Source organism: Paenibacillus sp. FSL M8-0334, assembly GCF_038000405.1.
Classification (GTDB): domain Bacteria; phylum Bacillota; class Bacilli; order Paenibacillales; family Paenibacillaceae; genus Paenibacillus_AQ; species Paenibacillus_AQ campinasensis.
The window spans coordinates 651,742-674,943 of sequence record NZ_JBBOCH010000002.1; the positions used below are offsets into that span (position 1 = coordinate 651,742).

A 23,202-nucleotide genomic window follows, 5' to 3' on the forward strand; every position below is an offset into this window, starting at 1 on the left:
CAACAAGTCAATATTGGGATAGAAAGTAAAAAAATGATTATTGTGGGCCTTGGCCTTTAAAGTATAATAATACAATTAATCGATAGGAAAGGGTGTTTTCTGTTGCTGATCATCGTAAAGAACTTCTCCAAAGTCGTGCTAAGTGCTTTACTGTTTGGTTCCACACTGGCGTCTTGTCACCAAAACGGCGGTATCGACCCCAATCCGGATAGGAGAACACCGGGAGAGGGCGTATACAGCGATAAGTCATTAAGCGCCTATCATCCGCCGATCGAAGTCACGCTGGTGAGAGAAATCGGTGACGGTTTGGAAGATATGCTGAAGGCATTGCCGGATGAAACGCTGGAGGACAATCGATGGAGTCAGTTGTACGAACAAGTTCTGGGCATTCAAATCAAATACGAATGGGCTGTGAGAAGCGAACAATACCACAAGAAGCTGGATATTATGCTGGCTTCAGGAGACATTCCCGATATCGTTAAGGTGAATGCCCAGCAGCTAAGGCAATTGAGCCATGCCGGTCTGATTCAGGATCTGACGCAGGTTTACAAGGAATATGCTTCGCCGTTAACACAGCAAGTTCACCGTCAAGAAGGGAGCGGTACCTTGGAATCCGGCATGATCGACGGCAAGCTGATGGGCATCCCGGAGACCGATTCCTCCATTGAAAAGGCGATGTTTCTGTGGATTCGAACGGATTGGCTGGACCGATTGGAGCTGTTGCCACCGAAAACAATGGATGACGTCCTGGCAATTTCGAAAGCGTTTACAGAAGGGGATCCCGACGGAAATGGCCAACAAGACACCTATGGAATAGCAGCTACCCACTATTTGTGGGATCCTATCATGGGCTTAACCGGATTCATGGCCGGTTATGGAGCTTACCCGAACATATGGCTTGAAGACGAGAGTGGCAAGCTCGTATACGGAGGCATTCAGCCTGAAGTGAAACAGGCGCTCAAGGCGCTTCAGGATATGTATCGCAATCATGAAATCGACAGTGAATTCATTTTTAAAAACGGAAGCAAAGCTAAACAGCTCGTTGCTGATGGGAAGATCGGCATGGTCTATGGCGAGCAATGGGGAGCATTCATGCTTCAGTCCAGCCGCAGCGGCGATCCGGATGCGGAGTGGCAGGCCTTTCCCATTGTTACTGACTCTGGCAAGGCAAGGAGGGTTCCTCTTAAATTTACGACAAGTTATTTTTACGCCGTAAGGAAGGATTTCGCTCACCCAGAGGCGATTCTCAAAATGTTCAATTTGCATCTTGAAAAAAATTGGGGCAAAACAGCCGATTACGGGACTTACTACAACAATTCCTCGCCCGTGTGGGGCCTATCTCCCGTGACTCCTTTCCCTGCTGATAAAAATCTCAAGGCATACCGGCAAATCGCCGAAGCGCGTCGTCAGGGCACGACGTCTCAGTTACAGGGCGAGCCCGGATTCATACAAGGTCGAATCGATCGATATTTGGATAAGAAAGAAGACGGCGAATCCGGCTGGGGTTGGGAGAAGATCTACGGGCCGTCCGGTGCGATGAGTATTCTCGACCAATACGAGGATAACCATCAGTTGTTGTTCGATGCTTTTGCCGGCGCGCCGACTGAAACGATGATTGAAAAACAAACGATTCTGGACAATCTTCAGCATGATTATTTCGTCAATATCATACTCGGCGAGCCCGTAGAACAATTCGACCGGTTCGTGGAGGAATGGTATCGGCTTGGCGGTGCTGACATTACGGCTGAAGTGAATCAATGGCATGAGGACAAAAAAAGCCGTCCATAACAAATGAGCCACACCCGCACGGTTGGCCTTAGAGGCTGACAGGCGGCCAATTAACATGCATATTCACACACATCGGAGGAGTTTAATTGCTTAAGTTACCTGTTAATTCCATTCGTAATAGCATCTTTATTCGGCTGGTCGCTACCTATCTCTTCGTCATTCTTCCGCTTATCATACTCGGCGTTTATCTGTATAACTGGAGTTACCAATACGCTAGCCAGGAAGTATCCAAAAATACGCAAGCGCAGCTTTCGGCCTACCTGGACGGGTTGAACCGGGAAATCGAATGGCTGGAAATTCAGCAATACGATATTTTGCAGGATGGTGAACTGAACAAAATGGTGCTGACATGGGATATGATGAGCACGGTCGAAAGAAAAGCAAGTCTGCATTATTTGCTGCCGCGGCTGGTCTCCATCAAAAACAGCAGTGTCTACATCAAAGATGTTTTCATTCATATCCGCAGTATGGATAAAACGATTTCGGCCATGACCGCGATGAATACATTCGACTCGAGACGGTATAACGATGTTTATGCAGGTGAGGCGAGCGGCAATCAAAGACTGCTGCAGATCGACGATACGTTCCATCTTGTGGCGGCCAAATACGGGGCTCGAAAAGGGGAAGAGCCGCTTCTGATCGTTCAGATCGAACTGGATGCGAGCAAACTCAGGGAATCCCTGATGCAAATCAGCGTATATCCGGAAAGCGGGGCTTTTATCGTCTCCGAGCCGTCCGGCTTTGCCCTGGCCAGCCATGAAGAGGCGGATCGTTTAATGAAAGAGGCCATGCAGGCCATCCAACATGCGAATGGTCAAATTCTGAATATCGGCACAGGCAGGTATCTGATCGACAAGGCGTATTCCGACAAGCTGGATCTATCCGTGTTCACGTACTTGCCCACTGAGGCGGTGAAGCGGCCGTTAAGTAAATTTTATGTGTGGGCTTGGCTGTTTGCGGGCACGACCTTCTTAGCCATCGCCATCTATGCCGTATCGACGTACAAATTGGTTCATAAACCACTGCTTCTGCTTGTCCAGAGCTTCAGAAAAATGGAGGATGGCATGTTTAATATCCGGATCAGGCACGGACAAAGGGACGAGTTCGGCTATTTGTACGATCGATTCAATCAGATGCTCATCAAGCTGCAGCATCTGATTGACCAGAATTTCAGGCACAAGCTCATGATGCAAAGGGCGGAGCTGAAACAGCTCCAATCCCAGATCAATCCCCACTTTTTATATAACAGCTTCTTCATCCTGAGCTCCCTGGCCAAAACGGGGGATGTCACGCAAATCGAGCTGTTCACGAACATGCTGGGAGAATATTTTCGATTCATTACCCGCAATGATGCGGACAACGTTCCATTGCTGGAAGAGACGAGGCATTCCCGCATTTATACCGAGATTCAAAAGCTCAGATTCTCAAGGCGAATCCGCGTAGAATTCGGCGAGCTGCCGAAGGAAATGGAGGCCATCAAGGTGCCGCGACTGATCATTCAGCCGATTATCGAAAACGCCTATGAGCACAGCCTCGAAAAGATGCAGGAAGAAGGCTTCCTGCGTGTGTCGTTTCATCTGGATGGCCAAGAAGCTTCCATCGTGATTGAAGAGAACGGGAACGGGCTGACGGATAACGATATCGACATGATAAATAAGCGGCTTGAACGCACAGCTGAATCTGCCGAATCTCCTGAAGTGACGGGACTTATCAACATCCATCGGCGAATTGCCCTGACGTATGGGGAAAGCAGCGGATTAGTCTTATCAAGGAGTCCATTGAACGGACTGCGGGTCCAAATTCGAATCAGGCTGACGGAGGGGAATGAACATGTATAGACTGCTGGTCGTCGACGATGAAGAGATTATTACGAACAGTTTGTACGAAGTATTTCATCAGTGGATGCCCGGGAACCTTGACGTTTGCCGGGCATACTCCGGCAAGGAAGCGCTGAATTGGATGTCGCGCACGCGAATCGACATCGTCCTGACGGACATACGCATGCCGGGCATGAGCGGATTGGAATTGACGGAGAGCATCCGGGCGCTCTGGCCAAGGTGCAGAATTATCTTTCTGACCGGTTACAGCGATTTCGATTACGCCTATCAAGCGATTCAGATGCCGAATGTCCGCTATTTGTTGAAGACGGAAGGCTTCGATAAGGTCATGGAGGTCGTGAAGGAAGTCATTCATGAAATCGAGAGCGGCCACCGGATGAATGAATGGCTCATGCAATCCCGCGTGCAGACCGAAGCGCTGGAATGGATGGAGCAGGGAGAATACTTCCGGCAATTCGTCGCGGACAGCAGCCTGCTTGGACAGGACAAGGAAGCCATGCGGAGCGATTTCCGGGCCTTGAACATCGGATTGGATCCGGAGCTCCCTGTGTTGCTGGCTCTTGGCCGTGTAGCTTATTCAGCAGGAAAAGCGTATGTAGAAAAGAAAAACGACCATCGCTCGGTGAGACTGATTTGGAATTCTTTTATGGATGAGCATGTCCGAAGCATCGGTGTCCTGGACAAACATGGGGATTTATTATGGATGCTCCAGCCGCGGTCCGAGAATCCATCCGTCGATCGTCTTGTTATTTATTCGGAAGGGACGCTAGAACTGATCCAGGAAGCCTGTCTGGATTCTCTAGGACTTGTCATTTCGTTTACCATAAGCGGCTACCCCTGCCGGTGGGAGGACGTAACACCGCAGTATGAACGACTGCGAAAGCTCCAGCAGTTAAAGATGGGCAACGGGATCCCAATGATCTTGAAGGATCAAGTCGACTCTTCCCAGGCGCCTCACTGCAAAGAAGGAGTGGAGACGAGCCATAAGGCGGGCATCTTGGAAGCCCATTTGGAGGCCGGAAGGGAGAACGAATTCATGAAGGAATTGGAGCAGTTGTCGGAATTCGTGCTGAACGGAGAAGATCATCATCAGCATGCTGCACAAGCCTATTACTCTATCGCTCTTGTGCTGTATGCCAAGCTGACCCGGCTTGAGCTTCAGGACCCTACCGGTGAACGGGGGAAACTGCTGGATTTGGAAAGTCATGATTCCATGAAGGAAGCTTTTCGGTATTTGAGGCGAACGGCCGAAGATATCTTCGATTTCAAGCGCCTGGATGAACGAGGCAAAACGGCGCATGTCATTGATCGGGTATGCCAGTATATCGAGGAGCATCTGGATCAGGACATCACCCTTGTGCATCTGGCCGAACGCTATTTTTTTAATCCCTCCTATCTCTCGCGTTTGTTCAAGCAGGAACGGGGAATCAATCTTTCGGAATATATCGAAAAGTGCCGAATACGGCGAGCAAAGGAGCTGCTTAAGGAAGGGGATTTGAAGGTAAGGGACGTGGCGCCCTTAGTCGGATACGATGCCGCCCATTCCTTTACTCGCTTCTTCAAAAAGGCGACGGGTTTAACGCCACAGGAGTACCGGGACCATCTCGCAAAATAGGCAGGCAACCTATCATTTGCCCGGTGTTTTCAGATGGAATGTCCGGTTGTTGCCCCGCTTACCCCAAGGTACACTTTTTACAAAACAATTTCGTTCATGTCGACCGTGATGGGACCGAACAGATCGGAATGACAGGTCACCAAGTAACGATGGAGGAGGGCGTATTCAGGATGAAGCCCGGAAAGACGTTACTGGTCATATCTGCCGTATTTGCTTTCGCTTGCATTATCGTTGTTGTTGCAAGCCTGGCGAGTCGTGGCCAAGACGATCCCAAAATGTTTAATCAGGAGCTGAGTGACAAGATGAGTGATGAAATTAAAGCCGGCCAAACAGGAACTGAAATGATGGATCAAGGAGGCAATGTTGTGAGCCGGGATGCGGACAGCACCCGCAGGGAGGCGTATGCGGCCGCGATCGGCAAGATTCCTCCGAACGGGAATCCGGTCGTCTCCCATAAATTCGGTGCGGATCCCTATGCACTGGCAGTTGACGGACGTGTTTATTTATATAACACGTACGACACATTGGAATATGACGGTGAAGGGAATGTCAAGGACAACAGCTACAGCACGATCAACAAGCTGTCCGTCATTTCTTCCTTGGACCTGGTCAACTGGACCGATCACGGAGCAATCCAGGTCGCAGGTCCGGCCGGCGCTGCCGCATGGGCAACGCAATCGTGGGCGCCAGCGGCCGCTCACAAGGTGATTGACGGCGAGGACCGCTTCTTCCTGTATTTTGCCAACAATGCCAGCGGCATCGGCGTGCTGACGAGCGACAGCCCTGTTGGCCCGTGGACGGATCCGATCGGAAAGCCGCTGATCACAAGAAACACGCCGGGCGTGGAAGGTGTCACATGGCTATTTGATCCCGCCGTGCTCGTTGACGATGACGGGAAAGCCTATATCTACTTTGGCGGCGGCATTCCGGAAGGCGAAGCCGAAATGCCGAATACGGCTCGCGTCATGCAGCTTGGCGACGATATGATCAGCGTGCTTGGCGAAGCCGTCACGATTCCGGCTCCTTATATGTTCGAGGATTCAGGGATTAACAAATTTGACGGAAAGTATTACTATACGTACTGCTCCAATTTCTCGGAAGGAACGCGGCCGGAGAACAGTCCCCCTCCCGGCGAAATCGCCTATATGGTCAGTGAGCATCCGATGGGCCCATGGACGTATCAAGGGACCATATTGAAAAATCCCGGGCATTTCTTCGGGGTCGGAGGAAATAATCATCACGCCATCTTTCAGTTCCAACAAAACTGGTATATTGCCTATCACGCCCAAACGTTGTCAAAGTCCATGGGGATTCCGAAAGGCTATCGTTCCACCCATCTGAACCGCGTTTATTTCGAGACGGACGGTACCATCCGAGAGATAGATGCTGACATGAAAGGTGTGGAGGGGGTCCAGCCGCACAATCCCTTCCAGCGAACGGAGGCAGTAACGATGGCGTGGAATGCCGGAATTCAAGTCAATCCGTCTACTGCCGCTGAGGACTCGCAGGACAGCCCGATATTGGCGGTCACGGACATCCACGACCGGGATTGGATCGCTGTGGCCAATGTTGATTTCGGAAAAGGAGCATCCGCGTTTACGGCTTGGGTCTCGGGGGTGGAAGGAGGAGGAAGCATGGAGCTTCGGCTGGACCATCCGGAAGGAGAACGGATCGGCACAGTGAACGTACCGCCAGCATCCGGTGCGAAACAGCGTCAGGAAATATCCATTGAAGTTTCAGGCGCATCCGGCATTCATCATCTATACTTCGTATTTACCGGAAAGCAGGATCAGAAGTTATTTGACTTCGAAGCATGGCAATTTGAGCTGTGACTGCATATATACAGCCCGTCCATTCATAACGTGATGATAGCAAGCTAAGGCGCTCGCGAGTCAAGCGGCGCCTTTTATAAGTGCTTCAGGTAAAAATGTACGTACAAGTTAGTGCTGGCCAGAGGCAACGGGAACCGGAACCGTACGGGAGCCATGTAATTTTCTATAATTGTTAGCGCTTATACCAGCATAAGACTTGAATTTTTTATAGAACCAATCCATATCGTTGTACCCCACTGCGTCAGCGATTTCGTATATTTTCATGTCGGTATGCGTCAGCAAGAATTTCGCTTTCTCCATTCGCTGCTGCAGCAGATATTCGTTAAACGTCATCTTCTCGTGGAACTTGAATTTCTGCACCAAGTAGGAATAGTTGAAATGCATACGTTCGGCAATTTCTTTTAAGGTGATGTTTTGATACATCGAATCCTTCAAATATGCCTTGACCTCTTGAATGACCTGATCCTCCTTTTCCGTATGGACATGGGACCATCTATTATCCGGATGCCCGTCACCAGAAGGGGGTGCCGGCGAAATCATCCGCAAGCAAGTGTTGAGCTCTTCGACCGTGAACGGTGCAGGCAGATAATCGTTAACTTGCAGCTGCAAGGCTCTCCGGGTCCAATAAAACTCCGTGCTGCCTCCGGTAATAATGATGGGAACCTGGCTTACGCACCGGATGTTTGCGCATAACTCCATACCTTCGGAATCTGAGCCAAGCGCATGGATAATCACCAAGGTGTAAGGCTCCAAAGCAATGAATTGCATGGCGGACGAGGCGGACCTGACGCAGCGGCGCCGCGAGCATCTCAACGCATTCCAATCCGGCGGGATTCCCGGTGTTGCTTCATCATGGGATTGCAGATCAACAAACAGGACATCGTGCACAAAGCTTCCCCCCAACTTCGTTGTAATAACGCTTTCATACGGTTTGATAACATTATGGGGAACGGAAAGCCGGATCACAATGTGCCGATTTTTATATTTCTAACCGATATTTACTTCTTACTGAAAAATACGGGGCCTGTCTATGAGCAAGGAACATTGGCAACCGGAGATTGGACGGGTGAACGATCCCAAATTTGGCAGGTTGTTTCAATAATTTGTAAGCGCTAATATGAAGTTGTATTTATTCGGGCCGGGTCCGACACCGGATCCCTATCACTTGCTCGAAGTGGAAAGGAGGTCATGCTTTGCATCGCATGCCTAAACGCGGCCGATGGGCGGCCACGGCAGTGGCAGCTGCGGTAGCAGCGTCCGTCGTTGTCCTGTTAATCCTGTCCCAAGTGGGCAGCCGTGACAAGCCCCCCGCCGAAAGTCAGGCCCCAGGAAAACCGGGGGAAGGAGCAGTGGAGCTAACAGGGGATTCGGATGCGTCGAACGGAAAACTGAATGCCGAACCCCCTGCCGGCACTAATCAAACTGCGTCAACTGAGCCGCAGGCACAGCCGTCCGCATCGCAAGATATTCCCTCGCTGCATGAACTCTTCGAGGAGGATTTTCCAATCGGCGCCGCGATCGAACCGAACCAGACGAGCGGTCCATCATCGGAATTGCTGAAGAAGCATGTCCGCTGGCTGGTGGCGGAGAATGTCATGAAGCCGGATGCAATCCAGCCGTCGGAAGGTCAATTTATATGGACAAATGCCGACCGGATCGTGGAATTTGCCAAGGAGAACAACATGCAGGTCCGTTTTCATACGTTGGTCTGGCATACCCAAGTCGGGGCATGGTTTTTCCAAGATGAGGAAGGCAAGCCGATGGTGGATGAGACAGACCCCAAGCGCCAGGAAGCGAACAAAAAATTGCTGCTGAAACGCTTGGATACCCATGTAAGGACGATCGTCGGCCGATATAAGGACGAGATTACGTCTTGGGATGTGGTGAATGAAGTCATTGAACCGGGGGATCCGGACGGAATGCGCGCGAGCGAATGGTATAAAATAGCCGGTACTGATTACATCGCAACGGCATTCCGAGCGGCGCGGGAAGCCGGAGGACCCGAAGCGAAGCTTTATATTAACGATTACGGCACGGATAACCCTGTGAAAAGGGACCTTTTGTTTCAGCTTGTGAAAAATTTGCTGGAGCAAGGTGTTCCGATCGACGGGGTCGGACATCAGACGCATATTGACATCTATGGCCCATCGGTGGATTCCATCATCACCTCGATGCGAAAATTCGCGGAGCTGGGCCTCGACAATCTTGTCACTGAGCTCGATATGAGCATTTATGCATGGAATGACCGCAGTGATTACGGCCAAGATCTCCCGCAGGATATCCTGAACCTGCAAGCTGATCGTTATGGCGAGTTATTCAAGGCATTCCGTCAAAATAAGGACATTCTCAGCGGCGTCGTGTTTTGGGGTATCGCCGACGACCATACCTGGCTTCATGGTTTTCCGGTCGCACGTACCAATGCGCCTTTGCTATTCGACAGACAGCATCAGCCTAAACCGGCGTTTTGGGCCGTTGTTAAGGCGGCAAGATCTGAGTGATAAGCGGACGTTTCCGTATAGCCGGGCTAACATTTATGGATTTAATGTCTATAGCTTTATGTCGCTTACGAAATAACGTTGATAAGGAGAGACGAGTGATGAGCAGAAGCATGGAAAGGCTGCCCAAGCTCCATGAAGCTTACGGCAATAGCTTCAAGATCGGCGCTGCCGTGAATCCGATCACGATGGTGACCCAAAAGGATTTATTGGCACACCATTTCAACAGCGTGACGGCGGAAAATGAAATGAAGTTCGAGCGATTGCACCCATCGGAAGAGGTGTACACATTCGAGCAAGCCGACGAGATCGTATCGTTTGCCAAATCAAACGGAATGTCGGTGAGAGGACACACCCTCGTATGGCATAATCAGACGCCGGAATGGGTATTTCAAGACAGCTCCGGCGGCAAGGCCGACCGCGAGCTGCTGCTGGCGCGGATGAAAGCGCATATCCATGAGGTGGTTGGCCGTTACCGTGGAGACATCCATGCCTGGGATGTCGTGAACGAAGCCGTTGCTGACGGCGGAGGCGAACTTCTTCGTTCTTCTCCGTGGCTTGCTTCAATCGGGGAGGATTTTATCGCAAAGGCTTTCGAATACGCGCACGAGGCAGACCCGCAAGCGCTGCTGTTTTATAACGATTACAACGAATCCGTACCCGAGAAGCGGGAGAAGATTTACACGCTCCTTAAATCGTTAAAGGAGCAGGATGTGCCGATTCACGGCGTCGGGCTTCAGGCCCACTGGAATTTGGAGTTTCCGTCTCTTGACGATATCCGCAGGGCCATCGAGAGATATGCAAGCCTTGGCATGTTGCTGCATGTAACGGAGCTTGACGTATCCGTTTTTGCACATGAGGATAAGCGGACCGATCTGGCAGCGCCGACGGCAGAAATGCTTGAGCGCCAGGCGGAGCGTTACGGGCAATTGTTCCGGCTGCTTAAGGAGTACAGTGGCAGCATCGCTTCCGTAACCTTCTGGGGAGCGGCGGACGATTATACCTGGCTGGATCATTTTCCGGTAAGGGGCCGTAAAAATTGGCCGTTCGTCTTCGACGAGAACCATGAACCAAAGGAATCCTATTGGAACCTGTTGAAGGAGGCCAATCCTGTAAGAACATTTCAAGATGTACGATCGTAAGTCGTATTTCGGCTGTCGCGATTGGTTGAAAGGAGAATGCATCAGATGAACAAAACGCAGATCATGAATCCGGTCATATGGGCGGACGTGCCGGATGTGGATGCCATCCGGGTAGGGGACGTCTATTATATGGTCAGCACCAGCATGCATTCCATGCCGGGCTGTCCGATCATGAGGTCCGAGGATTTGATGCATTGGGAGATCGTCAGTTACGTATACGATACGCTCGAAGACAACGAGGCCCATCGTTTGGAAGGCGGCAAGAATATCTACGGGCAAGGCTCTTGGGCGGCAAGCCTGCGCCATCACCGGGGGACATTCTATGTTTGCTTCTCCAGCAACGATACCGGACGGTTTTATGTGTACCGCACGGACGATGTCATTCAGGGGCCGTGGCAACGATCCGTCATTGATGGACTGCGGCATGATCCGGGCCTGCTTTTTGAGGATGACCGGGTATTCGTGATCTACGGCAACGGGGATATTTACATCACCGAGCTGACCGCCGATGCAGACGCCCTTATGCCGGACGGAATTCACCAACGGCTCTTTGAAACGGAAACGGAGGGCATCGGCTTGCGCTGCGAAGGCTGCCATGCCTACCACATCAACGGTTACTATTATTTACTGTTCATTGAATGGCCGAAGGCAGGGGTCGGCAGTGGCCGGCGCAGACAAATCTGTTACCGGTCACGGGAATTGCTGGGCCCTTATGAACGAAAAATCGTATTGGATGACGATCTCGGCTACCATAACAAGGGAATCGCCCAAGGGGGGATGTTCGATACGCCGAATGGCAAGTGGTACGCGATGCTGTTTCAAGATCATGATGCTGTCGGAAGAATCCCTTGTCTGGTCCCGGTAACCTGGGAGGAGGATTGGCCCGTGTTCGGTATCGAAGGCAAGGTGCCGGAACGGTTTGAGGTCGACTTGCCGCAAGCCGTTGCGAAGCCGCTCGTGATTAGCGATGAATTCGAATACGAATCGAATAAGCTGGCTCTGAATTGGCAATGGAACCACAACCCGGATCATCGGTTATGGTCCGTGACCGAACGTCCCGGTTTCCTAAGGCTGACAACAGGGAGCCTGGCACCGGCGGGCGTGCTGCAGGCCCGGAATACGCTGACGCAGCGCACGGAAGGGCCGGCATGCACGGGGACTGTCTTATTGGACACGGGGCGTATGAAGCCCGGTGATCATGCAGGGCTTGTTGCCCTGCAAAGCCATTTCGGCACCGTCGGCGTCAAGGTCGCGGAGAACGGCGACAAGTTCATAGCGATGAGCGTGAACGATGGGGACGGCAGGGAGAAGGAGCTGGAAACGGTTCGGTACCGCGGCAGGGAAGTACATTTGAGAATTGATTTTGATTTTGAGAATAGCAAGGATGTGGCCTCCTTTCATTATTCTGTCGACGGGGCTGATTGGATGCCGATCGGCGGTGAGCTGAACATGCGGTATACCTTGGATCACTTTATGGGTTATCGCATCGGGCTTTATTATTATGCGACCAGGCAAACCGGCGGCCATGCCGACTTCGATTATTTTCGTTACGAAAAAGCCGAGCGGTAGAGCACGTAAACAAAATGAAGAGGAGTTGATCGATGTATGAAAAGAACTGGATGGACGCTTAAGTTGTTATTGGCTGTGCTGCTCCTGCTGCCGATAACGCTGGGGCACCCTAACGGTGCTGCTGACGCATGGTCGGGCATGCCGATGTCCAAGCTTCGCGTCAGCGGCAATCAGCTGGTAAACAGCGAGGGGCAGCCCGTTGTCCTCAGCGGATGGCACCAGCCTGGGGGCTCGTACTGGACGTATCAGGGAAGCAACTACTACCTGAACCGGAATGGAGGAAATCGCCATGCTGCCATTTTGGAATATCTAAAGGATATTACCGACACATTCTCCGATACGTCTCCGAAGTACGGCAACAATCACGGCTGGTATATGAATCAGGTCAGGCTCTTTATCGACCGCGAAGACATGGGCGACGTGGCGGCCGGAACGTATAATTTTGCGGGCGTGCAGTCCTTTACGCAGAATGTTGTCGTGCCTTATATCCAGTATGCTAAGAGCAAGGGAATCTACGTTACGCTAGGCCTCGACTTCACGCTCCAGGATAATCAGGCAACGACGCAAGCCAATCTCGAGAAATTCAATCAAATCTGGGGATATCTTGCGGCACAACCTGCGATCAAAAGCGCGGACAACGTCATGTTCGAGATTATCAATGAGCCGGTGCTGTCCTATGCGAATGGACGCTGGGGAGGACACCCGTCTGATCCCGATTTTCCGGCGTTTTGGGACTCGCTTCGCAATTTTCAAAATTCCATCATTTCCACGATCCGCAGTCAAGGGGCAGATAACGTGATATGGGCTGCCGGCCTTGGATGGGATCAATATTATCAGTTATGCGCCACGCGTCCGCTAACCGATCCGCTGAACAACATCGGATATGCCGTGCATTGGTACCCGGGCTACGGAGCAAAGGATAACGGTTCGATACTCCAGCAGCAGTGGGATACCAACATTAAGCCTTGCGCGGACAACTATCCGATCAATATTACGGAAACGACCTGGTTCAAACGGTTGCCGGGAGACTCGGAGTACTGGGAGCTGTTCAACGGCTCGAACGAAGGCTTCGGCAAAAACACCAAAGCGATATTTACGACAGCCGGGAACGTCAGCATCGCGGTCCACATGAACGGTTTTCTTCTGCAGCCGGGGCCAAGAAGCACGTTTGCCGATCCGACGTCAGGTCTGCTCTTCGACGGCGATCCGGCACGGGACGGCATGGCCCGCTTTATCTTCGAATGGTATTACGAACGTGCGCAGCTTCATCCATGGAACGGCATATGGAATGGTATTATATCGGGAGAAACCTATAAAATCGTGAACCGTGCCTCAGGGAAGGTGATCGACGTCCCGGGCGGACAAAACAGCAATTCGCTGCAGCTGCAGCAATGGCCGGACAATAACGCCACGGCGCAGCGATGGGTTGCGGACGATATGGGAGCATACAACAATGTATACCGGCTTCGCAGCGTCAGTTCGAGCGACGGCAAGGTGATGGATGTTAGAAACGGTTCTTCAAACAACGGGGAAGCAATACAGCTCATGCAGGATTATGGGAATCAAGCGCAGCGATTCCGTCTGATCAAGCTCAGCAACGGATACTGGAGCATCCTTAACGCCAACAGCAATAAAGCCGTCGAAGTGGCGGGTGGTTCGTCCGCAGACGGAGCCAAGCTCCAGCAGAATCCTTATCGAGGGGATTTGCATCAGCAATGGCAGCTGGTCAAGGTGAATTAAACAGCATGATTGCATAAAAGTGACTACATTTGAGTGATAGCATTAGGACATAGTTTGCCGGGCGGTGTGTTTGATTGGATATCGCCCGGTGCCAAACCAATGTACTGAAGGGGAGAGGAACATGAGGGAGAAGGCTCCGGCCGGATACGACCGGCATCGGGAACATATCGCCAGGGGGAAAATCGAAACGGTGGAATATGCATCCGAAACGGTAGGCAATGATCGTAAGGCGATGATCTACACGCCTCCGGGGTACGCGGAAGACAACGTATACAGCGTTCTTTATTTGCTGCATGGCATCGGAGGTGATGAAACCGAATGGTACCGTCATGCCGATCCGCAGACGATCCTAGATAATCTATATGCGGAAGGGAAACTTGCGCCCATGATCGTCGTGTTTCCGAATGGCCGTGCGATGCCGAACGATCGGGCGGAAGGGGACCTGTTTGATCCGGACAAAGTGAAAGCGTTCGAGACGTTCGAATACGATTTGCTTGATGATCTGATTCCCTTCGTCGAGTCACGATATTCGGTATCGACAGGCCGGGAAAACCGTGCGATTGCGGGGTTGTCTATGGGCGGGGGGCAATCGTTAAATATCGGCTTGAAGCATCTCGACCGTTTCGCATGGATCGGCGCTTTTTCCCCGGCTCCCAACACGAAATCACCGGAACAGCTCGTCCCGGATCCGGAAGAAGCGTCGGCATTACTCAAATTGCTCTGGCTGTCATGCGGCGATGAAGACAATCTTAAGCCGATTAGCGATCGGACACATGCGTATTTATCGGAGCATCGCGTTCCTCATGTGTGGTATGAGGAAAGCGGCGGACATGATTGGCCCGTATGGAAGAACGATTTGTATCATTTTTCGCAGCTCCTATTTAAAGATAACTAATGTAAGAAGGAAGCCTTGCGCCTTATTGGCCGGGCTTTTTACTTTCAGCCATGAACGAAAGGGTAAAAACATGACGATATTGCCGAAGGAAATCATGTCCATGCTGGACAGAAACGGTACAAAAGCCGCTGATCTGGTGTACTGGATGGAGTGCGACCGGTGGCCGGACGGCGGCTTTGCGGACAGCTATCTCATCTTGTCCCGGGAATCACTCCACATCTTCCGTAGCAGCGGCATTTCGAAGGAGAAGACGTTTTCGGGATATGCAGCCGGCCGGCATAAGGACACTGGCAAGCTGGTGCAAGACGGTTCCGTCGATTGGGCATGGGAGCGCATTCCCCTTGAACGACTTGAAGCCTTGACCATCGTCAATCTGGTCGCTTCCGGCATGGTCGTCGCCAAGGAGCAGGAGGAGCGAGTGATCGGCGCATTCACAAGCGGTCATATGAAACAGGCTGTCCGATTTGCGCAAGCCTTCGACAAAATGAAGAAGAACGAGCCCTCTGAGGCCTTCGAACAGGATGAGGAATCGCATGGGGCTTCCTGCCCGACATGCGGATTGATCTACCCTGAAGAAGGCAGGCCGTTCTGCCCGAAATGCATGAAAAGACATGCCGTCTTCGCACGTTTGCTGTCATTTGCAGGCAAGTACAAGCTGTCCATCTTTTTTATCGTGTTGTTTATGCTGTTGAACTCGGTGACCGGTCTCGTCATTCCTTATTTTCAAGGCACGGTGTTATTTGATCAGGCGCTTGCCGGCAATGGGGCTTTCGCGGGGCGGATCGGCCTCGTCATTGTGATCATTCTGGCATTCCGTACGCTATCGCTGTTATTCGGAATCTTGTTCGGCACCATCATCGCAAAGCTGGCGGCCAAGGTCGCCTTCGATTTGAAAACGGCTGTATTTACCGCGTTGCAGCGGTTATCGCTCGATTTTTTCATGCGCAGGCAGACCGGCCATCTGATGACCAGAGTGAACAACGACGCTCAGGAATTGCAATATTTTTTCGTCGACGGTCTTTCTTATTTCATCGTGAACGCGATGAACATCATCGGCATCACCGCCGTGCTTCTGTGGATGGATTGGCGGCTTACGCTGATTTGCCTGCTGCCGATGCCGCTGGTACTATGGCTTGTCCGGAGCGCGTTTCCGAAGCTGTGGCGCTTGTCCTGGCGGAGACACCGCAAGGTAAGCGCTCTGAATTCAATCATCAGCGATTCGGTTCGCGGCTCGCGGGTCGTCAAGGCATTCGGTAAAGAAAAGGTGGAGATCAGCCGCTTTCAGCGGTCGAATAATGCATTTTCCGTGGCGGAACAGCGTTTCAACAAATTGAGCGGTACGGTGTTCCCGATTCTCAATTTTCTGACCCAAGCGGGCGGGATATTGATTTGGGCGTTCGGCGGTTGGTACGTGATGCAAGGCCGGATGTCGTTTGGCACTGTGCTGACGTTCGTCAACTATATGATGATGCTGTACGGGCCGATTCAGTTCATGAACAATATCGTCGGCTGGTGGTCCAATTGCATGGCGGCGGCGCAGCGTATCTTCGAGATCCAGGACGCCGTGCCGGATGTAGCAGAGCGTCCTGGCGCCGTTACGTTGCCGGCGATGAAAGGCGATATTGAAGTCGATAACGTCACGTTCGGCTACGAGCCGAACAAACCGATTTTGAAACAAGTGTCCTTGCGCGCGAGGCCGGGGCAGATGATCGGCATCGTCGGCCATTCGGGTGCGGGGAAATCGACGCTCGTCAATCTGGTGTCGCGATTGTACGACGTAACCGAGGGAGAAATCCGGATTGACGGCGTCAATGTCAAGGATCTTTCGACAGCTTCATTGCGGTGTCATATCGGGATCGTCTCTCAGGATGTTTATGTGTTCTCGGGCAGCATCGCCGAAAATATCGCATACGCTGATCCCGATTGCTCGGTTGAGGACATTCTGCATGCAGCCAAGATCGCGAACGCGCATGATTTCATCGAGAAGCTGCCCGACGGCTACGATACGGAGGTCGGTACGGGCGGCTATAGCTTGTCCGGCGGGGAGAAGCAGCGGCTGTCGATCGCCAGAGCCGTGCTGCACAACCCGAAGGTGCTCATTCTCGACGAGGCTACCGCATCGCTCGATACGGAGACGGAGCTGTATATCCAGCAGGCGCTCGATTCGCTTGTCAAAGGACGGACGACGATCGCGATTGCACACCGGCTGTCCACGCTAAGGCAAGCCGACTATTTGGTCGTGATGGATAAAGGCGTTGTCGTCGAAGCCGGTACGCACGAAGAGCTGATGGCGATGGAGGGCGTCTATCGGGAACTCGTCCGCAAACATGATGAAGCGCTCAGAATGAAGGGGGAAATCATCGCATGAGGATGGAAGAACATCGGGGAACGGAGCTGGCGGATGCGGCGGGCATCCGATATTTAACGCCGGGCAATTCGGAGTTTATGGAGACAAGCGGCCGCATGCTGTCGGTCCGGACCGGAGGTGAGATGCATTCGCCGGTATACGTGCATTGCTCCTTCCCGCATACGAACCAGCGCTCATTCTTGTCGATTCGAACGGCGGACAACAAGGAGATCGGCATGATCCGCCATCTTGACGATTTTCCACAGGGGACGGCTTCCCTGATCGAAAGGCAGATGAAGATCCGTTATTTTACGCCGGAAATTACGAAGGTCATTGCCGTAAGCGAGGAGTTCGGCTATTCCTATTGGGAAGTAGCAACGACGGCCGGGCTGTGCCGGTTTACGGTGCGAAACGGCAGCGGCAACGTCAAGTTCGCGGCGGAGAACCGCCTGCTGATCACCGACGTCGACGGAAACCGCTTCGTCATCCCGCAGGTGGATCAGTTGAGCGACAAGGAATACCGAATGATCGAAATGAGAATGTAAACGACGGCAACGGAGGAATATCGATGAATTTGAATTTCACGCTCTCAGATCAGGATCTAGCGGCGGTACGCCAAATCGTCGGAGGGGAGATCGCTTATTGCGTCCCGGCCGACCTGTCGCTGGAAGGACGGCGGGTGGAGGGCTATCTGGCGATCGGCGGCGGCAGGTGGGCGTATGTGCAAGACGGCCAGGTGCGGGATCACGGGGACATCGCGGAGGCCAGCGATTACAAGCTGGTGCCGTTTGTTGGCAATGCGGTGCTCGAAGCCACGGAGAACGAGACGAAGCGAATCATCGTCAGGGTGACGATGCAGCATGCGGCAAGGTACGGCTATATCGCCCAAATCTTGAACGACATGGCCGCCAGTCGCCCCGTCCGGATTTATCATGACGAAGCGGACCCGGTTTGTGCGGCATGCGGGCGATCGCTCATCCCGGGTACGCGGGTATGTCCCCGCTGTATGAGCAAGGCAGCCGCTTTCAAACGACTGCTTCTTGTATCGAGAAGTCACTGGCGTAGCTTGATGCTCGGGCTTGGCGTCCTGATCGCCGCTTCGGCGCTGGCGCTGGCGGGACCGTATTTCCAGAAGCTGCTCGTCAACGCTGCGCTGGTGCCCCCTGCCGGGCGAGAAGCGAGCGTTAGAGTGTTCATCCTTGCGCTTGCGGGGATGCTGTTCACCCTGGCCTTCGGCGAGCTGCTCGGCATCGCCAGAAATCGGATCATGGCCAGCGTCAGTTCGGGCATTGCGGCCGATTTGCGCAAAACGGTATTCGATCGGATTCAGAGTATGTCGCTCGGATTTTTGACGTCGCAGCGGGCGGGAGACCTGATGAACAGGGTGACGGCCGATACGGACCGCATCCGTCATTTGATTCAGGAGATGTGCACGACGGCCATCTACCAACTGATCATCCTGATCGCTTCAGCGACGCTGCTCTTTTCGGCGGATTGGCGGCTGGCGCTGATCGTGCTGCTTCCGGCGCCATTCGTTGCTTATTTGCACTACTATATTTGGAGACACGTGCTGCACAAGCTGTTTCACAAGCAGTGGCGCATCTCCGACAAGGCGAACTCGTTCCTTCATGATGTCCTGAGCGGCATTCGGGTCGTCAAGGCGTTCGGCCAGGAAGAGCGGGAGATCCGCAGATTTCGGGAATACAACGGTGAATTCGCCGCTGCCGCGATCAAGAGCGAGAAGTTGTACAGCATTTTATCGCCCATCTCAAATTATTTGATTCAGATCGGGCAATATCTCGTTCTCATGATCGGCTGTTACATGATTATCGGCCGGGAAATGAACGTAGGCGAGCTGATCCAGTTCAGTGCCTATGCGGCAATGATATTCGGGCCGATCTCCTGGTTGATGTTCATGCCGCGCTGGATTGCGAATGCCGTCATTTCGATGCATCGCGTATTCTCGGTGATCGACGAACAGCCGGAAGTCATCGATGCAAAGGACGCAGTGGGGCACCGGATTCGGGGCTCTATCGAGTTCTCGGGCGTTTTTTTTGGTTACCGATCGTATGAGCCTGTTCTGAAGGAGATCAATCTCACCGTGAAGCCGGGGGAAATGATCGGTCTTGTCGGTCATTCCGGTTCGGGCAAATCGACGACGATCAACCTGATTTCCCGTTTTTATGATGTCAATGAAGGGGAGATACGGATCGATGGCATCGATATCCGGATGATCCGGCAGGAGGATTTGCGCTCGCAGATCGGCGTGGTGTTGCAGGAGACCTTCCTGTTCAGCGGGACGATTGCGGAGAACATTCAGTACTCGAAGCCGGGCGCGAAACCGGAAGAAGTAATCGAGGCGGCCAAAATCGCCAACGCGCATGATTTTATTATCAACTTGCCCGACGGCTACGACACAAGGCTCGAAGAGAACGGGAACAATTTGTCGGGAGGCGAGCGACAACGCATAGCGATCGCCCGCGCCGTGCTTAACGATCCGCGGATCCTCATTCTGGACGAGGCGACGGCCTCGCTAGATATCGAGACGGAAGCGGCCATCCAGGAGGCACTGAAGCGGGTGACGAAGAATCGCACAACGATCGCTATCGCGCATCGTCTATCCACGCTGCGAAATGCTGATCGACTTGTCGTTCTCGACAAGGGGCGGATCGCGGAAATCGGCACGCATCGCGAATTGATGGAGAAGCGGGGCATCTATTATAAGCTGATCGCCGCCCAGCGCAGCATGTCCGGCAAGAGCGGATCGTCCGAGGTGGTATCGCCGCAAGTTTAGGCAGGTCGGTGCAAGGCGTGGCAGCGAAATCAATTGAATGAATGTGGGCTTTTGCTGTAAGCCTAAACAACGACTCGAATGAAAATATCGAGTCGTTTTGTATGTTTTCTATGACAGCTATTCATTTTGTTCGCAGTGGCGAGTACCTCTTAATTTACTGCCGCTAGGATCTCGTGCCTTCCCGGCTGCAGTATTCTGGAATCGTTCTGCAATTTCAATTCCGCTGCTGTGGTTTAAGTATGAACCGGTTTTCTTTTGGGAGGACGGTTATGACAGCCACGGTTTCGAATAGCCAACTGACCACCGCACCGTAGGCATAATGATTCAGACTGTTGTCGGGCTTGCAAAAGAAATTTGGCAAGTGTAGCCTCGGCGCGCGCATAGAATCCCGAAGGCGTGTTCAGATGCGACACTCCTTTTCACTCGTATCTCGTTTACTATTGCCCTATGGTACGACGTAATCTGCCCTTATGTACGATATCTAGTCCGAATCGATCATGTATAATGAATAATAAAGAAGGTTATCACAGTGAATGGCACAACCGATTAATTTGCAATCCATATTCAGATGGGGGTACTCATATGACATTGCACACATCCATAGGGAGAATAAACATAACGGATCAGGTTATTTCGAAGATTGCCGGAACAGCAGCGAAAGCAACAGATGGTATTGTATCGATGACCGCTGGCCTTGTGGACGGGGCAGTTAAGCATTTAAGCGGCAAAAGGATGATGAAGGGAATTCAAGTAAAAATCTCAGATGCAATGGTTTCAGTTGAACTGAGAATTATTGTTCAACACGGGTTGAAGATCCACGAGGTATGCCATGGTTTACAGCGTAACGTCCGCGAAGCTATCGAACAATTAAGCGGTCTTACGGTTGCTGAGGTTCATGTTCGTGTGGAAGGATTGTCCCTATCATAGAAAAGACTGACATTAAGAACTTGCAGATATACATCATGAAGATAGGAGAAGAGAATGGAGTTAAACGCTAATTGGATTGGAAAAGAAACTACCTTAACGGCCGCAAGGATCCCTATCGTATTGTGGGTTCTTCTCGTAACCACAGCAACCATAACGTTGCAGACGATCGTCAATCCTGTCATTGTTCCGACCATTTATTTCCTTGTTATGATTGCCGTCCATGTGTTGTTGTACTGGCATGTGAAGGTCGTCGTATCCGTCTCTCGATTACTTTACGTCACCGTCCAGGGCGTTTTAATTTTCAGTACAGCCCTTTTGATGCCTGATGGTATGCCAGCGCTGTTGATCGGGCTGCTACCCGTATTAATTGGTCAGTGCTTGGCTATCTATCGTAGGTTAATCATTGTATCCATGATTTTCGGGATTCTGTACGCTTGTTTTTGCATATTTACTTTAAATACGCAGTGGTCCAATGATATATTGTTATTCATTGCGTTGATGATCTTTATGACCATTATCATCATATCGTATGCAATATTATTTTACAGGCAAGTTGAATCTCGGATGCGGACAGAATTTTTTCTGAAGGACTTAAAGCAAGCTCATGATCAAGTCGAACAACTTACTATCGCCAACGAAAGGCAACGAATGGCAAGAGATCTTCATGACACGCTTGCACAGGGGCTGGCGGGGCTCATTATGCAACTTGAAGCGACTGAAGCGCATCTGAATAGAGGGAACTTGGAGCGTGCCAAGGAAATAGTTAATAAATCGATGAGTCAGGCCAGACGAACGTTGGCTGATGCAAGGAATGCCATTGATGATTTGCGTGCTCGGACGCTGCCTGAACTTGATTGGCAGGATGCAGTGAAGAGTGAGATTCATCGATTTTCCTCTGCAACAGGCACTCCAGTAAAGCTAAATAATGCCGTTAAGATGCGCTTGTCCGGGAAGACAATGGAGCATCTTCTCTATGTACTACGAGAAGCATTAACGAATATCGCAAAGCATGCCGAGGCAACCGATGTTATCGTTCAAATGGAAGACACTACCGATGGGAACTTCCGTATGACGATTCGGGATAACGGTATCGGATTTAATCCGGACATCATCGGTAACCAAGCGGGACACTATGGGCTTATCGGCATAAAGGAGCGTGTTCGGTTGATTGGCGGGCATGTAAACATTCTGAATACGGGAACAGGTACTTGTATTCAGATTTTATTACAGAAAAAGGAATCGGAAGGCGGATAAGATCATGAAACATAAGATACTGATTGTGGACGACCATTGGGTGGTACGGGAAGGATTGAAAATGATTCTGGAAACGGATGAGCAGTATGAAGTCATCGGCGAAGCCGAAGAGGGAGAGTCGGCGATAGGCCTGATCAAGGAAGCCGAGCCGGACATCATTTTGTTAGACCTGAATATGCCTGGTGGATTGGACGGTCTGGGCACGCTGGAAAAGATGAAAGAGCTCCAATTGGAAATACCGGTGATCATCTTGACGACTTATAATGAGGACGAGCTGATGATGAATGCTCTAGCCCTAGGCGCCAAAGGATATCTGCTGAAGGATACAAGCAGAGATAACTTGTTTCGAACGCTCCAGTCTGCCTTGCGTGGCGAGACGCTGCTGCAACCTGAAATTACGTCAAGAGTGTTTGCATTCCGCCAGGATCGGAAATCCTCATCAGTGCCCGAATCATCTTACCAGGTCACTCCGAAAGAGCGAATCATTTTACAAGCGATAGCAAGAGGGGCGCGAAATAAGGAAATCGCCTCGGACTTGGGAATATCGGAAAGAACGGTGAAAGCTCATCTAACCAATATTTATAACAAACTGGGAGTCGACTCGCGGTCGGAGGCGGTAGCTGTATCAATCGAAAAAGGAATTCTTCAATTGTAAGACATCGCACTTAGCCTTGGTCTGCCCATACTTCTCTATCTGCCTGGTCGTACCATAGGAGACCCTATCGTACGATTTTTTTATTGTGTCGTAGATCCCTTCTTTGCACAAGTGTGGAATCCTTTGTTTCATTATGAAGAAACGGAACGAGAATATGACAAGGAAGTTTCCGAATTGGATGTATGATGACCACCAGTCCATATTTTTTCTTCCCGATCGTACATGTAGGGCATGCCCTTTTGTACGATTTTTTTTGATCCGTTATTCGATATGATCGGGTAAAGAGGTTGTCCTGCAGGCAATTCCTCTCG

At 51.6% G+C, this 23,202-nt stretch carries 16 protein-coding genes; 15 read left to right on the plus strand and 1 reads right to left on the minus strand.

Annotation, left to right across the window (positions count from 1 at the left end; all coding sequences use genetic code 11):
* The first annotated feature begins 102 nt into the window (after nt 1-102).
* From MKX64_RS17155 to MKX64_RS17170, 4 genes are all read left to right on the plus strand, one after another.
* On the plus strand, nt 103-1,788 hold the full coding sequence (locus MKX64_RS17155) for an extracellular solute-binding protein (RefSeq protein WP_095397905.1): 1,686 nt from the start codon (nt 103-105) through the stop codon (nt 1,786-1,788).
* A gap of 86 nt (nt 1,789-1,874) precedes the next feature.
* Complete coding sequence (locus MKX64_RS17160) at nt 1,875-3,626, plus strand: sensor histidine kinase (protein WP_095263830.1); 1,752 nt, start codon at nt 1,875-1,877, stop codon at nt 3,624-3,626.
* The gene (locus tag MKX64_RS17165; RefSeq protein WP_155617744.1) at nt 3,619-5,241 is read left to right on the plus strand and encodes a response regulator; all 1,623 of its coding nucleotides are present in this window, start codon (nt 3,619-3,621) and stop codon (nt 5,239-5,241) included. The genes MKX64_RS17160 and MKX64_RS17165 overlap by 8 nt, the downstream gene beginning before the upstream one ends.
* Nucleotides 5,242-5,411: 170 nt before the next feature.
* Entirely contained in the window at nt 5,412-7,073 is a 1,662-nt protein-coding gene (locus tag MKX64_RS17170) for a glycoside hydrolase family 43 protein (protein WP_341036751.1), read from the plus strand.
* Between the two features lie 108 nt (nt 7,074-7,181).
* Here MKX64_RS17170 and MKX64_RS17175 read toward each other — a convergent pair whose 3' ends face one another.
* Nucleotides 7,182-7,961 carry a helix-turn-helix domain-containing protein gene (locus MKX64_RS17175; protein ID WP_330163948.1) on the minus strand — a complete coding sequence of 260 codons (780 nt, stop codon included), beginning with the start codon at nt 7,959-7,961 and terminating at the stop codon, nt 7,182-7,184.
* Nucleotides 7,962-8,266: 305 nt separating this feature from the next.
* Here MKX64_RS17175 and MKX64_RS17180 point away from each other — a divergent pair, with 305 nt between their 5' ends.
* The 11 genes from MKX64_RS17180 to MKX64_RS17230 all read left to right on the plus strand — a co-directional run bounded on the left by MKX64_RS17180 (nt 8,267) and on the right by MKX64_RS17230 (nt 22,891).
* Entirely contained in the window at nt 8,267-9,571 is a 1,305-nt protein-coding gene (locus tag MKX64_RS17180; RefSeq protein ID WP_445670844.1) for an endo-1,4-beta-xylanase, read from the plus strand.
* A 98-nt stretch (nt 9,572-9,669) separates the two neighbouring features.
* Nucleotides 9,670-10,710, plus strand: coding sequence for an endo-1,4-beta-xylanase (locus MKX64_RS17185; protein WP_341036753.1), 1,041 nt, complete (start codon nt 9,670-9,672; stop codon nt 10,708-10,710).
* A gap of 45 nt (nt 10,711-10,755) precedes the next feature.
* Nucleotides 10,756-12,279: a glycoside hydrolase family 43 protein gene (locus MKX64_RS17190; RefSeq protein ID WP_341036754.1), complete on the plus strand. Its 1,524-nt coding sequence runs from the start codon at nt 10,756-10,758 to the stop codon at nt 12,277-12,279.
* Between the two features lie 36 nt (nt 12,280-12,315).
* On the plus strand, nt 12,316-14,019 hold the full coding sequence (locus MKX64_RS17195) for an RICIN domain-containing protein (protein WP_155617739.1): 1,704 nt from the start codon (nt 12,316-12,318) through the stop codon (nt 14,017-14,019).
* A 121-nt stretch (nt 14,020-14,140) separates the two neighbouring features.
* The gene (locus MKX64_RS17200) at nt 14,141-14,914 is read left to right on the plus strand and encodes an alpha/beta hydrolase (protein WP_155617738.1); all 774 of its coding nucleotides are present in this window, start codon (nt 14,141-14,143) and stop codon (nt 14,912-14,914) included.
* A 70-nt stretch (nt 14,915-14,984) separates the two neighbouring features.
* Entirely contained in the window at nt 14,985-17,282 is a 2,298-nt protein-coding gene (locus MKX64_RS17205) for an ABC transporter ATP-binding protein (RefSeq protein WP_341036759.1), read from the plus strand.
* On the plus strand, nt 17,279-17,806 hold the full coding sequence (locus tag MKX64_RS17210) for a DUF1854 domain-containing protein (protein ID WP_155617736.1): 528 nt from the start codon (nt 17,279-17,281) through the stop codon (nt 17,804-17,806). Before MKX64_RS17205 ends, MKX64_RS17210 begins: the two co-directional genes overlap by 4 nt.
* A gap of 23 nt (nt 17,807-17,829) precedes the next feature.
* On the plus strand, nt 17,830-20,055 hold the full coding sequence (locus MKX64_RS17215; protein ID WP_155617735.1) for an ABC transporter ATP-binding protein: 2,226 nt from the start codon (nt 17,830-17,832) through the stop codon (nt 20,053-20,055).
* Nucleotides 20,056-20,637: 582 nt separating this feature from the next.
* Nucleotides 20,638-20,982 (plus strand): Asp23/Gls24 family envelope stress response protein, encoded by a 345-nt coding sequence (locus tag MKX64_RS17220; protein WP_155617734.1) that lies wholly within the window; start codon nt 20,638-20,640, stop codon nt 20,980-20,982.
* A 54-nt stretch (nt 20,983-21,036) separates the two neighbouring features.
* Nucleotides 21,037-22,236, plus strand: coding sequence for a sensor histidine kinase (locus tag MKX64_RS17225; protein WP_095263841.1), 1,200 nt, complete (start codon nt 21,037-21,039; stop codon nt 22,234-22,236).
* 4 nt (nt 22,237-22,240) lie between these two features.
* Nucleotides 22,241-22,891, plus strand: a complete 651-nt coding sequence (locus MKX64_RS17230; protein ID WP_155617733.1) for a response regulator — start codon at nt 22,241-22,243, stop codon at nt 22,889-22,891.
* Nucleotides 22,892-23,202: the final 311 nt, after the last annotated feature.

What these genes read in the sequence shown, in the direction of transcription:
- MKX64_RS17205 (WP_341036759.1), top strand. Translation starts at nt 14,985, where the DNA reads ATGACGATATTGCCGAAGGAAATCATGTCCATGCTGGACAGAAACGGT.
- MKX64_RS17230 (WP_155617733.1), top strand. Translation starts at nt 22,241, where the DNA reads ATGAAACATAAGATACTGATTGTGGACGACCATTGGGTGGTACGGGAA.
- MKX64_RS17195 (WP_155617739.1), top strand. Translation starts at nt 12,316, where the DNA reads ATGAAAAGAACTGGATGGACGCTTAAGTTGTTATTGGCTGTGCTGCTC.
- MKX64_RS17165 (WP_155617744.1), top strand. Translation starts at nt 3,619, where the DNA reads ATGTATAGACTGCTGGTCGTCGACGATGAAGAGATTATTACGAACAGT.
- MKX64_RS17170 (WP_341036751.1), top strand. Translation starts at nt 5,412, where the DNA reads ATGAAGCCCGGAAAGACGTTACTGGTCATATCTGCCGTATTTGCTTTC.
- MKX64_RS17220 (WP_155617734.1), top strand. Translation starts at nt 20,638, where the DNA reads ATGACATTGCACACATCCATAGGGAGAATAAACATAACGGATCAGGTT.
- MKX64_RS17210 (WP_155617736.1), top strand. Translation starts at nt 17,279, where the DNA reads ATGAGGATGGAAGAACATCGGGGAACGGAGCTGGCGGATGCGGCGGGC.
- MKX64_RS17190 (WP_341036754.1), top strand. Translation starts at nt 10,756, where the DNA reads ATGAACAAAACGCAGATCATGAATCCGGTCATATGGGCGGACGTGCCG.
- MKX64_RS17225 (WP_095263841.1), top strand. Translation starts at nt 21,037, where the DNA reads ATGGAGTTAAACGCTAATTGGATTGGAAAAGAAACTACCTTAACGGCC.
- MKX64_RS17200 (WP_155617738.1), top strand. Translation starts at nt 14,141, where the DNA reads ATGAGGGAGAAGGCTCCGGCCGGATACGACCGGCATCGGGAACATATC.
- MKX64_RS17215 (WP_155617735.1), top strand. Translation starts at nt 17,830, where the DNA reads ATGAATTTGAATTTCACGCTCTCAGATCAGGATCTAGCGGCGGTACGC.
- MKX64_RS17185 (WP_341036753.1), top strand. Translation starts at nt 9,670, where the DNA reads ATGAGCAGAAGCATGGAAAGGCTGCCCAAGCTCCATGAAGCTTACGGC.